This is a genomic window from Nitrosococcus watsonii C-113, from assembly GCF_000143085.1.
Taxonomy (GTDB): domain Bacteria; phylum Pseudomonadota; class Gammaproteobacteria; order Nitrosococcales; family Nitrosococcaceae; genus Nitrosococcus; species Nitrosococcus watsonii.
Genome location: NC_014315.1, coordinates 2032135 through 2047142, shown reverse-complemented (window position 1 = coordinate 2047142; position 15008 = coordinate 2032135). Strand labels below are relative to the sequence as shown.

Annotated in this window: 14 protein-coding genes and 1 pseudogene; 3 read left to right on the top strand and 12 right to left on the bottom strand. The window is 50.9% G+C overall.

Going from position 1 to position 15008, the window contains the following annotated elements; all coding sequences use genetic code 11:
- Window positions 1-329 precede the first annotated feature (329 nt).
- A complete protein-coding gene (locus tag NWAT_RS09090) occupies window positions 330-2411 on the top strand; it encodes a catalase (protein WP_041350964.1) in 2082 nt (693 codons plus the stop codon).
- Between the two features lie 148 nt (window positions 2412-2559).
- Complete coding sequence (locus NWAT_RS09085) at window positions 2560-3201, top strand: nucleoside deaminase (RefSeq protein ID WP_232420086.1); 642 nt, start codon at window positions 2560-2562, stop codon at window positions 3199-3201.
- Window positions 3202-3231: 30 nt separating this feature from the next.
- Here the strand turns inward: NWAT_RS09085 and NWAT_RS09080 are convergent, their stop codons facing one another.
- The 12 genes and pseudogenes from NWAT_RS09080 to NWAT_RS09025 form a co-directional block, all read right to left on the bottom strand.
- The gene (locus tag NWAT_RS09080; RefSeq protein WP_013220800.1) at window positions 3232-4455 is read right to left on the bottom strand and encodes a sensor histidine kinase; all 1224 of its coding nucleotides are present in this window, start codon (window positions 4453-4455) and stop codon (window positions 3232-3234) included.
- A gap of 119 nt (window positions 4456-4574) precedes the next feature.
- Window positions 4575-4997 carry a DUF1841 family protein gene (locus NWAT_RS09075; RefSeq protein ID WP_013220799.1) on the bottom strand — a complete coding sequence of 141 codons (423 nt, stop codon included), beginning with the start codon at window positions 4995-4997 and terminating at the stop codon, window positions 4575-4577.
- Window positions 4998-5003: 6 nt separating this feature from the next.
- Complete coding sequence (gene nth / locus NWAT_RS09070; RefSeq protein WP_013220798.1) at window positions 5004-5675, bottom strand: endonuclease III; 672 nt, start codon at window positions 5673-5675, stop codon at window positions 5004-5006.
- A 16-nt stretch (window positions 5676-5691) separates the two neighbouring features.
- Window positions 5692-6402: an electron transport complex subunit E gene (locus NWAT_RS09065; protein ID WP_013220797.1), complete on the bottom strand. Its 711-nt coding sequence runs from the start codon at window positions 6400-6402 to the stop codon at window positions 5692-5694.
- Entirely contained in the window at window positions 6383-7015 is a 633-nt protein-coding gene (gene rsxG, locus NWAT_RS09060) for an electron transport complex subunit RsxG (protein ID WP_013220796.1), read from the bottom strand. The genes NWAT_RS09065 and rsxG overlap by 20 nt, the downstream gene beginning before the upstream one ends.
- A 19-nt stretch (window positions 7016-7034) precedes the next feature.
- Window positions 7035-8072 (bottom strand): electron transport complex subunit RsxD, encoded by a 1038-nt coding sequence (rsxD, locus tag NWAT_RS09055; RefSeq protein ID WP_013220795.1) that lies wholly within the window; start codon window positions 8070-8072, stop codon window positions 7035-7037.
- A 34-nt stretch (window positions 8073-8106) separates the two neighbouring features.
- Window positions 8107-9654: an electron transport complex subunit RsxC gene (gene rsxC / locus NWAT_RS09050; RefSeq protein ID WP_013220794.1), complete on the bottom strand. Its 1548-nt coding sequence runs from the start codon at window positions 9652-9654 to the stop codon at window positions 8107-8109.
- Complete coding sequence (gene rsxB / locus NWAT_RS09045; protein WP_013220793.1) at window positions 9651-10280, bottom strand: electron transport complex subunit RsxB; 630 nt, start codon at window positions 10278-10280, stop codon at window positions 9651-9653. Before rsxB ends, rsxC begins: the two co-directional genes overlap by 4 nt.
- 245 nt (window positions 10281-10525) lie before the next feature.
- Window positions 10526-10894 (bottom strand): annotated as a pseudogene (locus NWAT_RS09040) (transposase); the annotation flags it as partial.
- Between the two features lie 73 nt (window positions 10895-10967).
- Entirely contained in the window at window positions 10968-11732 is a 765-nt protein-coding gene (locus NWAT_RS09035; RefSeq protein ID WP_013220792.1) for a DUF1194 domain-containing protein, read from the bottom strand.
- Window positions 11733-12131: 399 nt separating this feature from the next.
- The gene (locus tag NWAT_RS09030) at window positions 12132-13901 is read right to left on the bottom strand and encodes an SLC13 family permease (protein ID WP_013220791.1); all 1770 of its coding nucleotides are present in this window, start codon (window positions 13899-13901) and stop codon (window positions 12132-12134) included.
- A 90-nt stretch (window positions 13902-13991) separates the two neighbouring features.
- Window positions 13992-14180: a CPXCG motif-containing cysteine-rich protein gene (locus tag NWAT_RS09025; RefSeq protein ID WP_013220790.1), complete on the bottom strand. Its 189-nt coding sequence runs from the start codon at window positions 14178-14180 to the stop codon at window positions 13992-13994.
- A gap of 89 nt (window positions 14181-14269) precedes the next feature.
- Here NWAT_RS09025 and NWAT_RS09020 point away from each other — a divergent pair, with 89 nt between their 5' ends.
- Entirely contained in the window at window positions 14270-14980 is a 711-nt protein-coding gene (locus NWAT_RS09020) for a TIGR04283 family arsenosugar biosynthesis glycosyltransferase (RefSeq protein WP_013220789.1), read from the top strand.
- Window positions 14981-15008 lie beyond the last annotated feature (28 nt).

Here is a 15008-nt window from a genome sequence, read left to right as displayed (position 1 = left end):
TGGCTACGGTCCAGTATTCTGAAAATTGTCGTTTAAAAATTTCTGCAAGAAATCGCTACGTCGGCTAGAGAGTCAAAATGAAAGCCGCAGCGGGGCAAAATAGTTGATTACAAAATCTTATTTTTTTTGCCGTCCATTGCCTAAAAATTTTTTCTATTGATTGCGTAAGCAGCTTCATATTGCGCCTGCATAGATGGGGGCAAAATTGATAATTTATTGGATATTTACCTTTTCCATTCCTTTACTATACTTAAATTGTACTCACTTAAAGTGATGTGAACTTGATCTCATCAAAGGATGGTATTGGATTTTAGGCAATGGATAAGGGTATGAGTAAATCTTCCAAAAAAGGCGTCATCCTTGGTCAAGGTGGAGAGCTTCACCAGCAAACGGTTAATACCGAGGAAACCCTGACTACCCAACAAGGGGTTCCCGTTGCCGATGATCAAAATTCCTTGCGGGCGGGTCCACGGGGGCCAACGCTTCTGGAAGATCAGGTAATGCGTGAAAAAATCTTTCATTTCGATCACGAACGCATTCCAGAGCGAGTGGTGCATGCCCGGGGTTACGGCGCCCATGGTTATTTTGAAACATATGAGAGTCTCACCGATTTAACTTGCGCGGATATTTTCCAGAGAAAAGGAGAGAGGACGCCTGTTTTTGTGCGTTTTTCCACGGTCGCCGGCAACAAAGGTTCCGCCGATCTCCCCCGTGATGTGCGCGGTTTCGCCGTTAAATTCTACACCAAGGAAGGCAACTGGGATTTGGTAGGCAACAATATTCCCGTTTTTTTTATCCAGGACGCTATTAAATTTCCCGATTTAGTTCACGCCGCCAAACAAGAACCCGACCGGGGTTTTCCTCAGGCGCAGACTGCCCATGATAACTTCTGGGATTTCATATCCCTTACGCCCGAAAGCATGAATATGATTATGTGGACCATGTCGGATCGGGCCATACCCCGCTCATTCCGTTTTATGGAAGGTTTTGGCGTTCACACCTTTCGCTTTGTCAATGGAGGAGGAAAATCGACCTTCGTAAAGTTTCACTGGAAACCCAAGCAAGGCTTGCAGTCCGTCGTGTGGAATGAAGCGTTAAAAATCAATGGTGCCGATCCCGATTTCCATCGCCGTGATTTATGGGATGCTATCACCATGGGCGACTATCCGGAGTGGGAACTGGGCCTTCAAGTTTTTGACGAAATTTTCGCCGAAAAATTTGACTTTGATGTGCTGGACGCTACCAAAATTATCCCGGAGGAAGAAATACCCGTGAAGGTGGTGGGTCGCTTGGTGTTGGATCGGGTGGTGGATAACTTTTTTGCGGAAACGGAGCAAGTTGCATTTTGTACTCAAAATATTGTTCCTGGCATCGATCACTCGGACGACCCTTTACTTCAGGGGCGTAATTTTTCCTACCTGGATACGCAGCTCAAACGTTTGGGAAGCCCGAATTTTACCCATATTCCCGTTAATGCGCCTAAATGCCCCATGCACCATTTTCAACAGGATGGCCATATGGCGATGCATAATCCCAAAGGGCGGGCAAATTATGAGCCCAATAGCTGGGGCAAAGAAGGTGGACCCCGGGAAAATCCCGTCAAGGGATTTATCAGCTATGGTGCTTCCGTGAATGGGCCAAAAACCAGGGCTCGTTCAGAAACATTTGCGGATCATTACAGCCAGGCCCGGCAATTTTATATCAGCCAAACCCCCATCGAGCAGAAGCATATTGGTGATGCGCTCATGTTTGAGCTAAGTAAAGTGGAGCGGGAGGAAATTCGGGAGCGGGTAGTCTCCCACTTGCTCAATATTGACGATGAACTAGCCAAGAGAGTGGCCCGGGGGCTAGGGCTTGATAAACTTCCTAAACCCGCCGATGCGGCTAAGCCTACGCAAAAAAATCTACCAGCTTCCGATAAACTCAGCATTATTAAAAATGGCCCGAAAAACTTTAAGGGACGTAAAATCGGTATATTAATGACCGATGGCGCGGCTGCGGATATTTTTTCTGAAGTTGAAAAAGTAGCTAAATCAGAGGGCGCGCTTGTTGAAGTCGTTGCCCCTCAAATTGGTGGCGTAAAGAATAGCAAAGGTAAAAAAATTAGCGCGGGACAAAAAATTGATGGTGGCCCTTCCGTACTCTATGATGCGGTAGTGATTTTAACCTCTAAGGAGGGTGCGGCAAATCTTGCCGGGTTCCCTCCGGCTAAGGATTTTGTCAGTGATGCCTTCGCTCATTGTAAATTCATAGGTTTTGTCGAAGACGCAAAAATGCTTTTGGAAGCGGCTGGCATTGCCGAAAAAGTAGATGAAGGCTGTGTCCTCATCGAGGATACAAAGTCTGCAAATAACTTCATTAAGCGGTGCAGGGAAGTGCGGTTTTGGGAAAGAGAAAAAAACTTTTCCTAGCGGCGGTAATGGGATCATAATAAAAGCCTTTTTTGGGGTAGGAAACGCCAATTCCAGAACAAATATCCGTTGATTCGGGTATTTAAAATCCGCGTAAACTCTTGCCCAGTCGGGTGGGAATATTAAGAGAGGAAGATATGAAGATATTATGAACGCCCCACCCGAACATCCAGCTCAAATCTCCGGAGACCACGCTAGTTGTCAAACCCTTTCCCGGCGCCGGTTTATGACCGTGAGTGTCGCCAGTTTTGGCCTGGTGGGTCTGGGAGTCATTAGCTTGGCGGGGGAGGGCCGGGCAACGGAAATAGAGAAGCCTTTCAATAGGGAAAGGGCGACCCAATGGATGCGGCGCGCGATTGAGCTGAGCAGAAAAGCCATGGAACTGGGCGATGGTTTTCCCTTTGGCTCGGTGATCGCCAAGGAGGGGGAAATCGTTGGTGAAGGGTGGAATCGATCCTGGGTCAACAGGGACCCGTCCGCCCATGCGGAAATCGAAGCGATCCGTGATGCTTGCAAGCGACTGGATACACTAAGTCTAGAGGGTTGCGATGTCTACGCCAGTGCTCAGCCGTGTCCCATGTGTATTGCTGCCATCTACTGGGCGGGTGCGAATCGGATATTTTTTGGTAACAGCGCACGAGACATTGCCGCCCTCGATCCGAATCTCGATGCCACCTTCATCTATCAGGCTTTGACCAAGCCAGCAGAACAACGTCCGGTGACGGAACGGGAATTATTACGTGAGGAAGTGATGGAGGTCTTTCGTGGTTATGCCGCCATTAAAAAATAGTTTTCCTAGCGTGGATTGTATGATCAGTATTTAGTAATGACGGGGAAATTCCACAGTAAATTTTGTCCCCTGGCCTACCTCAGACTCGAGGGAAATGCCTGCATCCAATAGATCGCACAGCCGCTTTACAATAGTCAAGCCGATTCCTTCGCCGGTGTGGGAATGATTCGGATTGATACTAGAGGATGCGTGATCCGCGCTGACGCCGAGGGCGGAGTCAGGATGATTCAGTTCCTGGGCCACGGGCGAGCCAAGCACTGCCTGCATTCCCGGCCCCGTGTCGCTAACACCCATTAGCCATCGTTTAGATTCTAGCCTCCAGCACATATGAACCTCGCCGCTAGAGGTATGCTTCAAAGCGTTAATCAACAAATTTTGAGCGATACGCCGGGCTTTTTCTGGATCGGTTCGCACCCACATTTCCGTGGGACCGTCGGTGCTTAACCGCAAGTCTTTTTTTAGGGCTACTGCCCGGTATTCTGCTGCTAGTTGCTGGAGCACATCGGCAATGTTAACCGAAAGTAACTCAACTTCGTCCGCGCCTGATTCCAACCGGGATAGTTCAAGTAGCGAGTCCAGCATCTCTTTTACTGAATTTATACCCGCATTGAGAATTTCTAGTATGTGGGTAAAGGACTCATGGGGGTTTTTAGTGATATTAAGGATAGCCGAAGCGCCTTCAATAGCCGATAATCCTCCCCGTATATCATGCGCCGCTTCTCGTAACAACTTTCCCCGAGCCTGAGTTAGTTGCTCAAATTGGGCTCTCGCAAATTCCAGATCTTGGGTCAAGGCCGCCGCTTCGGCCTGGCGAAGGTTGTCAAAACGTTGCACGCTGTGACTGGCGGCTTCGATCATAAAATCCCCCATCCGCTCTAAGGCTTTGATCCTATGAACAGTGGCATGGGGATGGTGGATTTGGAAGAAAGTTTCGATGGTAGTGATCAGCACCTGATTTAAGTGACCCCAGTCCCGAATCAGCTCCTTGAGACTGAAACCCTGCTTCCAGCGGTGGTGCCCGTGCTTGGCAACCTCGCACCTTACCGTCTCTGAGGAGACTCGCCTATTTCCGTGCTTCAATATTCGGCATAGCCCTTCTAGGGCGGCGGGTATATTGTTGCGGAATTCAGTATAGGTAAGTTTGGCTGCCGCGCCCAGCGCGTCATCCTCCTTGCAGGCTTCCATCCAGCGCTTAAAGATCGTTTGTTGATGGTTGCTTAGGTAGCTGCTTAACTCTGAGAGAAGGGGGTCCATGTGTAAAATCCGTATTTTTGTAAAGGGTGCGGAAATAATGTATCTATTTACGCCGATAGCTTTTTCTATTTTTGGGGGAAGTTTTTAAAATCGTGATTATCCTATAAATAAAAAGTGTACTACAGTAAGCGCCGCAAACAATCCAAATAAATTTCTTCCGACAGGGGGTTCCCATTGCTTTGGGCTTGCCAGAGCATTTGGGCTAAGCATTCCATCATCCGATGCTCGGCTTGATGGAGATGGGGAGAGCGGGAGGCTAGGGTTTGGTAGATCTCCCGAATGCCGGGAGGACGATCCACCTGAATTTGCTCCTGAAGCGAGATATGGAGCGCCATATGCAAAAAAGGATTTTCCTGCCCCTTTTGACCGGAAAACTCTTGTTGTAAGGACTCCTCGTGGTCGAGGAAAGGATGATATTCCGGGTGCTGATCAATGACTTTTTCCATCAGCGCCTCCAGGGGAGAGAGAGGTTCTTTCTCCCGCTGTTTTTTCCGTACTTCCAGGAAGACTTGCCGCATCTGTTGCCGATCTTGACTATACATGGCTGCTTAGCTCGCTGTTTTCTTTAATCCACGGGATTTTTCCTTTGCTATCTTTGAATAATAGTCACACAGATCGTTGATTAAACACTCCTGGCAGCGGGGATTGCGGGCGGTGCATACATAGCGGCCATGGAGAATGAGCCAGTGATGGGCGTCGTGCATAAATTCATCGGGGACCACACGGGTTAGGGTATCCTCCACTTGGCGCGGTGTTTTACCGGAGGCCAGGCCGGTGCGATTGGCCACCCGGAAAATGTGAGTGTCCACGGCAATGGTGGGTTGGCCGAAAGCGGTGTTGAGCATGACATTAGCGGTTTTTCGTCCCACGCCGGCCAGGGCTTCTAAAGCAGCCCGATCATGAGGTACCTGACCGCCGTGTCGTTGGAGTAAGAGACGGCAAGTTTGGAGAATATTTTTAGCTTTGCTATTAAACAGACCAATAGTTTTAATGTAATCTTTTAAACCTTCTTCTCCCAGATCCAGGATTCCTTGAGGAGTATTAGCTACCGAAAAAAGCTGAGCGGTGGCTTTATTAACGCCTTTATCGGTAGCTTGGGCGGACAGGATAACGGCGATCAAGAGTTCAAAGGGAGTATGGTATTTCAGCTCTGTGCCAGGGTTAGCGTTGGCCGCCCGAAAGCGGGAAAATATTTCCTGGATGTCGGCGTTTTTTTTCATGCTGGGGCGGACATTTTTAAATGCGCTCGGGCAAGACATCTATTGGTTTGGTGGCATGGCTTTTTTGGACAGCGGTCCGTTGGGCTAGACGGCGGTCAATCACATTCTTCAGGGCGATCAACAATCCGAGGCCAATAAAAGCCCCTGGTGGCAGGATGGCTAGCAAAAAACCCCGATAGTCTTCTACGAGGGTCAGCTTGAGATCTCGGGCGGCTTCGCCGAACATGAGATGGGCTTGATCCAGCAAGGTGCCCTGACCCAGCGCTTCCCGCAGCCCGCCCAGGAGCATCAATACCAGGGTAAAGCCCAGGCCCATCATGAGACCATCGGTAAAGGCTCGTCCCACCTTTTGCCGGGAAGCGAAGGCTTCGGCGCGGCCGATAATAGCGCAATTGGTCACGATAAGCGGAATAAAAATGCCCAAAACTTTATATAAATCGTAAAAATAGGCATTCATCAACAGCTCAATAGTGGTCACGATGGAAGCGATGATCAGCACGAATACGGGCAGGCGCACTTCCTTGGGAACCCAGTGGCGGATGAGAGCCACCAGGCTGTTGGAGGCTACTAGGGTCAGCAAGGTAGCCAGACCCAGACCCAGGCCATTGATCACCGTTCCGGTGACTGCCAGCAGGGGACAGAGGCCCAGCAACTGCACTAAGGCGACATTGTTATTCCATAAACCGGCGCGGCTAATTTGGCTGTAGCTAACGGGGGGGGGTGCCATTTAAGTGTTTCTCCTTTTGTGCAAAGAGCCTATCCCGGTGGTTCTTAAAATATCTCAGGGTGTTACGGACAGTTTTGACGATGGTCCGGGGCGTAATGGTGGCGCCGGTAAACTGATCGAAGACGCCACCATCCCGTTTTACCCGCCATTGTGCTATTGGGGGGTTACCCAGGGAGCGGCCGCTAAAATTTAAAATCCACGAGGATTTTTCTTCCTCGATTTTATCTCCTAGCCCAGGAGTTTCTGTATGGGAAACGATCCGCACGCCTGTCAGACTTCCATCGTAGCGGATTCCCACCAGCAGCTTAATTGCCCCATTATAACCCTCCGGCGCCACAGCCGTGAGAATTACCGCTACTGGCCGGTCGTCCTGACGGGCTCGGTAGGCCAGTAAAGGCTCTTTCGTTCCCAGCAGATCCGGGGCTGTTATACGGAGTGTATCTTCTAGAATGGAATTATTGTAGGCCGTTGTGGGCAGGACCGCTGTAATGGCCTGCTGTAAGGCTGCCCGTTCATTGGCGGTAATTTGTTCTTGGGTAAATGTTTCCGTCATGGCCACGATACCGGTTCCGGCTACCGCGAATAGGCCGAGTAGCAGGCCGGCGCGAAGCATAGCGTGATTTCCCTTCACTTTAATGCCGATTATGGCCAAAGACCCGGGGCGGAGTGTAATAATCAATCAGGGGAACGGCCATATTCATCAGCAGCACTGCAAAGGCGACTCCATCCGGGTAACCGCCCCAAGTGCGAATGATATAGGTCAGGCAGCCGATTCCCGCCCCATAAAACAAACGGCCTCTGGGAGTAGCCGCGGCGGTGACCGGATCGGTGGCGATGAAAAAAGCGCCCAGCAAAGCGCCGCCACTGGCCAGGTGGAACAGGGCAGAGGGATAGCCGGCAGGATTCAGCCATTGGAAGCATAGGGCCAGGATTAGCAAGCTGCCCAGCATGGCAAGGGGAATATGCCAGCTAATCACTCGCTTGTAGAGCAGCCAAAGGCCCCCGAGGAGAAAGCCGGTATTGATCCACTCCCAGCCCTGGCCTCCTACGATGCCAAACAAGGGTTGGGTGAGGATTTCCATCATGGGTTGGCCGAGCCCTAGCTGAGTTTTGGCGTAATCCAGGGGGGTGGCCCCGGAGAGGGCGTCAACCGCCATTCCTTGGACGGCGGTGGCGCCAGTAAAGACTAATTCCAAGCTTTCCTGTAGTCCTACCGTGTGGCTTGCCAGCTCCCGCGCCGGTAGCCAGGCGGTCATTTCCTTGGGAAAGGAGATCAGCAGCATGACGTAGCCTACCATGGCGGGATTGAAGGGATTATAGCCCAGCCCTCCATACAGATGTTTGGCGAAAATAAGAGCGAAAGCAGCGCCAATAACAGGCACCCACCAGGGCGCAAGGGGGGGGAGGCAGAGGGCCAGCAGCACGGCCGTCACCACTGCGCTGCCGTCAGTCAAAAAAAGGCCCACGGGTTGCCGCCGGATTCTTAATATAAGGGCCTCGGTAGTCAAGGCGGTGGTGACAGCAAGAGCAATGTTGATGAGCACGCCGTAACCAAAATACCAGCTATAGGCGGCGATGCCTGGCAGCAAGGCCAGAATGACCTGGAACATAAGCTGGGAGACGCCGCTTTTCTGGTGGAGATGGGGCGAGCTAAAAAGCGAAAATTGCATGGATAAGGCTGGACATGGGAGGTTACCGGTGGCGCTATGGCGAAGAAGATGGCTCGTCTTCCGCCGTTTTTTGGGCGGCGCGCTTAGCCTGGGATCGTTCTACCGCCGCTTGAATGGCGGCTTGCTTCTCCGCCTTGCTGGCCGAGGGCGTGACGGGAGCCTTTCTGGCTTGTTGCCGAGCCGCTTTTTGTTGCTGCTCCCGTGTTAGCCGTTGCTGCCGGAATTCATGGCGCTGGCGGGCCAAGTCAGCCTTTTCCCGCGCCTGCTCCTGGGTCCAGATCTCGCTTTTGGCATAACGGTAATACTGGACCAAGGGAATATGGCTAGGACAGACGTAGGCGCAGCAACCGCATTCAATGCAATCAAAAAGATGGTAGTCTTGAGTTTTATCCAGCTCTTTGGCCCGGGTGTGCCAATAGAGTTGTTGCGGAAGTAGCCCCACGGGACAGGCTTCCACGCAAGCGCCGCAGCGAATACAAGGCATTGCCGGGGGATGGTGAGTGTTTTCATAAAGTCCCGCCAACAGGCAGTTGGTGGTTTTGATGACGGGTGCCTCCTCGTCATGGAGCGTAAAGCCCATCATGGGACCGCCCATGATCAGGCGGTCAATGCCTTGGATATCCGTATCCTGCAGCGCCAATAGATGGCGGATGGGCGTGCCCAGCAAAACTTCTAAATTACCAGGGCGGGCCACGGCCTTGCCGGTCACGGTCACGATCCGGGAGAGGAGGGGTTCGCCTCGGTGGATGGCCCGGTAAACTGCCGCCGCGGTGCCTACGTTGTGGCAAACGACGCCGATATCAATAGGCAGGCCGTTGCTCGGGACTTCCTGGCCAGTCAAAACCTTAATGAGCTGTTTCTCGCCTCCCGCCGGGTAGCAGGTTGGAATTGATATCGCCTCGATCCCCTCGGTCGCGGCGGCGGCAAGAGTCGTATAGGCTTCAGGTTTATCATCCTCAATGCCAATCAAGCAATGATGGACGTTAAGGGCATGGGCCATGATGGCGGCCCCCTGGATAATCTCCTCGGCCCGCTCTCTCATAAGCGCTTCATCGCAGGTGATATAAGGCTCACATTCGGCGCCGTTGAGAATTAATGTCTTGACCTTGGGGTGGGGACCGGGGTTGAGCTTGATAAAGGCGGGAAAACCCGCGCCCCCCAGTCCCACAATGCCTGCCCGGCGAATCAGGTTGCGCAAATGGCTAGGATCGAGCTGTTGATAATTTTCCACCGGATGGCGCTCACTCCAGGCGTCCTTGCCATCGGTTTCGATGACGATACAAGGGGCGCTGAGACCGGAAGGATGGGGAATTGGCCGGTTCTCTAACGCCACTACCTGACCGGAGCTGGAAGCATGCACCGGAGCGCTGAGATAGCCTTGGGCCGTGGCAATCACTTGCCCCTTCAGTACCTGATCGCCCCTATTAACCACGGGTTCCGCCGGTTCACCAATGTGCTGTTGCAGAGGCAATACCAGTCGTTTTGGCAGGGCGGCCTGCACGATGGGTATTTGCGCGGAGGGACTCTTATGGCTGGGAAGCTTCAGGCCACCGGAGAACGACCATAGCCGGTGGGTTTTCATAAAGACCGTTCTTCCTGAAAGCAAATGGTTTCTGGCAGGGATGGTTGATCAATTCCTTCTCTTTGTTTTTGGGCAGCAATAGGCAATGGGGGGTGGGTAGTTTCAGGAAAGGGCCATTTCCAGGTCCCTGGTTCAGGAGCAACGGGAACCATCTCAATGCAATCCACGGGGCAGGGAGCGACACACAGTTCACAGCCGGTGCATTCCGCCGTAATGACGGTATGAAGTTGCTTGGGCGCGCCCAGAATGGCGTCTACCGGGCAGGCCTGAATACAAAGCGTGCAGCCAATACAGCGGTTCTCATCAATGACTGCTAGGGCTTTGAGTTTTTCCTGCCGCGCTGGGTCTAGAGGCTTGGGCGCTTGTCCTAGCAGATCCGCTAGGGCAAGGATGGTGGCTTCTCCTCCTGGCGGGCAGCGGTTGATATCCGCTTCATCGGCGGCAATGGCTTGGGCGTAGGGACGGCAGCCAGGGTAACCACACTGACCGCACTGGGTTTGGGGCAGGAGCGCATCAATTTGCTCTACTACTGGATCGCCGTCTACTTTAAAGCGCAAGTTGGCGTACCCCAACAGAAGGCCAAACAATGCCGCTAAGGCGGACAGCGCCAAAATTGCAACCAGCATGGGATTATCCTTTCAGTACGGTATAAAATCTGAATATGATAGTAGTTGATAACGGGTCAAGATGTTCGCGTAAGCAGTGGGAGAGAGGATACGTATGTACGCTAAACAGAAGCGTAAGTAGTTTCCCACTAGCTACGGGTTAGACTACCAATTTAAGGGTTTTCTGCCGTAGCATCAAGCCCGCGTTGGGCGTTGAGCGCGCCGGAAAATAGAAAAGCGGGCGTGAGTATGGTAGCCACGAGATTTTAGCCCACAAAGCAAGACAACTTGCATATGCAAGGAATGATGCGGTATTTTGAAGTATCTGGTGGTAATAGCGTGCGCCACCGCTTGAAATGCAGAAAAGTATTTTTGACCAGATGGTACAATGGGTAGAATTCTTTGTCGTAATGCTTTTGTTCAGTGCAATTTTTCTTTGAAGAAATGGCCGTTTCCATTGCTTGTTTTTCTGCTTGTTTGATTATCTCGTCGTTCCCATAACCGCGATCTCCAGGCAGATGATCAGCCTCAACCCTTTCAATTAGGCAGATGGCCTGCGCGTGATCGGCTCTTGTATCTTGCATGATGATCGCTCTGAGCGGCATACCCTGCGCATCCACGGTCACATGTATCTTGGTGTTAAGCTTCCTGTCGTGAGGCTCATGTCAAGGAGCGAGCGGCAGCCATGGCCGCTCGCGATGAAAAAAACTAAACGTTTCTATAGCACCGGCGGTAACCGACCAAACCCAGCAAGCCAGCGCCGAAAAGCACGAGGGTTGTCGGCTCTGATACAGTGGTAGGACCACCGGTTTCAATCTGCAACTTCTGTCGAATAGCCTGACTAAAGTTGTCGAAGTCAGCTGCGGCTGTGATGAGTCCGTTGGATGTGATTACATGGTCTGTGTAAAAATCAGTGATACCCTGATCTCCGATGGGAAGACCATTGACGGTAATGCCAGCCGCTGCGGCGGCATCCCGGGCACTTTCCGTAGCCGAAATGCTAGAGATACCGTCACCGGAAACGTCCATAAGAAGGTTCGAACTCTCAAAGCCATTGTCGCCTGTCAACAGAGTAAGCGCTTTATTCATTCCATCTTGGATGTCTGTGCTGCCAGAGCCGGGGCGGGTAAAATCATCTAGCTGCTGAGCATAATCGTTAATTGTGGTATTGCTATCGAGCAATACGAAATCGTCAAGGATTGTTGTAAATGCGCTGCTTGAGAAAAATATAGTATTCACCGCGATGCTTCCTTCCGACCCTCCTAAAATATTATTCTGTATACTTGAATCGCGAAAGGCGTTGGCATAACCATCCATTTGCAAATTGTATTCGCTTGTATTGACGCTTCCCGAAACATCAATCACCAGCGACAGCTCAAGATCAACAGGTATAGCAGACGCCAAACCGGGGGTAAGTATCGCAGCGGCAGCCATGACCATTAGTCTACCGGCTTTTTTATTTTTATAGCTCATTTTTTACTCTCCATATTTTTTACATACATTACGGGCCAGAAAGCCCAATAGGTGCGCGAATGGCGGAGTATCGACGCAGGTAATTATTTTTTATCAAATCCGCTGATTTTCGGCACTGTCACAACGAACGCAAATAGAATGCCATTAAATTAATAATTTAATTTTCAGTAACTTAAAATCTATATGTGTTGTGTTGGGGAATAATGTGTAAATTTTTTTGACAAACATGGAAAAGCGTATGTTAAGAGAGACTTAAGGGCTAGGGCTTGCGTAGCGTATTAAGGCAACGCGCCTACTCACTTGCAGACTTGGAGGCGGCGTTTCTTCTCCTCGACTGAAATGAGGAGCTTCCGCACCGAAATTTCTGTGATCGGAAAGTATTTCGATTAATATTTAAATTTAAAACGGCCATATTTGGGGAGCGATAAAAACAGTCATACTCCATACTAAAAAATTAAGAGGGAGGCCGATACGAAGATAATCGGTAAAATGATAGCCGCCAGGGCCATACACCATTAAATTAGTTTGATAGCCTATGGGGGTTGCAAAGCTGGCCGAGGCAGCGACCATGATGGAAATAGCAAAGGGCGTAAAATTAACGCCGAGGCTATCGGCAGCTGCCAGAGCAATAGGGAACATGAGTACGGCAGCGGCATTGTTGGTGATGAGCTCCGTCATGAGGGCGGTGAGAAAATGCACTGCGGCAAGCACTCCCCAGGGGTTATCGCCAATAAGCTTTAGTACGATATGGGCAATATGCGCAGCGGCGCCGGTATTTTGCAAGGCTTGGCCAAGGGCAAGGGAAGCTGCGATGACCATCAGCACCTGCCAATCCACGCTGCGGCGTGCGGTTGCGATTTGAAGGCAGCCCGTTACAAGCATGAGTCCGGCGGCGGTAAGGGCGGCCTCTAGTAAGCTAAGCCATTGTAAAGTAACGGCTATTACCATAAGTACCAGGATAATAAGGGCTATCCAGGCCCGGTCATGGCGGGGCGGGCTGGAGTCGGCAACTTCACTGACTAGGAAAAAATCCCGTGAGTTACGTTGCTGCTCTAAAAAGGAAGGGCGGGTTTCTAGAAGCAGTGTATCCCCCGGCTGGAGAATAATATCGCCAATCTTGCCTCTTATTCTTTCCCCATTACGAGCCGCGGCAATCACCACTGCATTATAGACACTGCGGAATTGGCCTGCGCGGATAGTGGTTCCAATCAAGCGGCAGGTATTGGACACTACCGCCTCAATTAGGCAGCGTTCGGCACGAGGTGAATCGAGTTTGAAGACCTGGTCGGTTGCGGGCATTAACCCGCGAATCTTTTGTAAATCCTTAACAGTATCAATGACACCCACAAAGACTAAGCGATCATGGGGTTGGAGCTTCTCGTTGGGTCGTACCGCTGGGATTATCTGATTTTGACGGTTAATTTCGACTAGGTATATACCTGGCAGATTACGTAGTCCCGCGTCCTCAATAGTCCGTTCCACGAGGGGGCTATTAGGCTGGAGCAGCATTTCTAGGGTATATTCTCGCGGATCGTTCCAGTGACTGAAGACGGGTTTCCTATCGGGGAGTAGCCAATGTCCCAATAGGAGTACATAAATAATTCCCATTATTGCAACGGGCAGTCCCACCCAGGCAATTGTAAACAAGCCTAGTTCTGCCCGCCCCGTTTGCTCGATTAACAGGCTATTAACGACTAAATTAGTACTGGTGCCAATGAGGGTGCAGGTTCCTCCTAAAATGGCTGCATAACTGAGGGGAATCATCAGCTTTGAGGTAGCGAGACGATGGCGGCGAGCAAAATCGCTGATGGCTGGGATAAGCATGGCTACCACGGGGGTATTGTTCATAAAAGCGCTTACGGCAACGGTGGGCACCATAATCCTAGTTTGCAGCCGAACTAGCGAACGTCCATTGCCCAAGAGGTGATGGGCCAGCCAATCGATACTACCGGTTTCACGCAGGCCCGCGGCGACGATAAATAATACCCCTACCGCCGCCATTGCAGGATTGGATAGACCGGCTAATGCCTCTTCCGGGGTAAGCACGCCACTGAGTAATAGCAAAGTGACTCCACCGGCCACAATAACGTCAGGCGGTTTGCGGGTGAAGATTAATAGCCCCAGGATAAGGGCGATAATGCCTAGTGTCAGCCATGCTTCAGCACTCATTGATTTAAAACCGTCTGAGGTGGGGAATACGTGGACTGTTTAAACGGCTATTGGATCGAGAGAGTGCCAGGTAGGCATTTTTCTAGTGCTTTATTCATCATCCCGCAAGGTTTCTAGATGTAGTAATTTTCCATTCTCGTCAACCTTAAGGTGGAAGAGGATAGGGTGACAGCAAAGGGTACAATCCTCATAGTAAGTTTGATTGCCAGCTGAACAGTCTGCCATGGTTTCAAAGCTGGCCCCACAGTAGGGGCAAAGAACGGTTACTGGTTCAGTCATAGGGAGGCTCTTGAATCGTAATGAATACTAATACTAGGACTACTTGGCGATCCGGCTAAAGCCGGCTCAGATTATACTAATAGTCCGTTATGTTACCTAATTATAGTTCAATAGTGCGGATATCCATTATTATTCCTACCCTTAACGAGGCAAGGGAGATTATCGAGACACTCCAGCCGTTACAGCCGCTACGAACAAAAGGGCATGAGGTTATTATCGTGGATGGTGGGAGTTCTGATCAGACCGTCTCTTTAGCCCGGCCGTTGGTTGATTATATCCTGGTAACCCAACAAAGTCGCGGTGCCCAAATGAATGCTGGAGCTAAAGTAGCCAAGGGTAAGTTATTGCTTTTTCTTCATGCTGACAGCCGTTTGCCAAGCGATTTTGAGAGCGCGATATGCACTGGATTTTCAATAAGTCAGCGCAAGTGGGGGTATTTTAATGTGCGACTTTCTGGCCCCTCAATCTGGTTTCGGCTTATTGAATGGAGCATGAACAGGCGCTCGCGCTTGACTGGAATTGCTACGGGCGATCAGGCGCTATTTATGCAGCGGGGCGTCTTTGAGACGGCCGGAGGATTCCCCGAGATCCCATTGATGGAAGATGTTGAGTTGAGTCGGCGTTTAAAACGTTTTAGCTGGCCGCTGTGTTTAGGCTTATCCGTGGTAAGCTCTAGCCGTTACTGGGAAAAGCGGGGTATCGTACGTACAATACTACTGATGTGGGCTTTGCGGCTGGCCTATTTTTCGGGAGTAAAGCCAGAACGCCTAGTGCAAATTTACTATCGGACTAAAGCATAGAAAGTACGGCTAGCGGGTATAGGTTAGG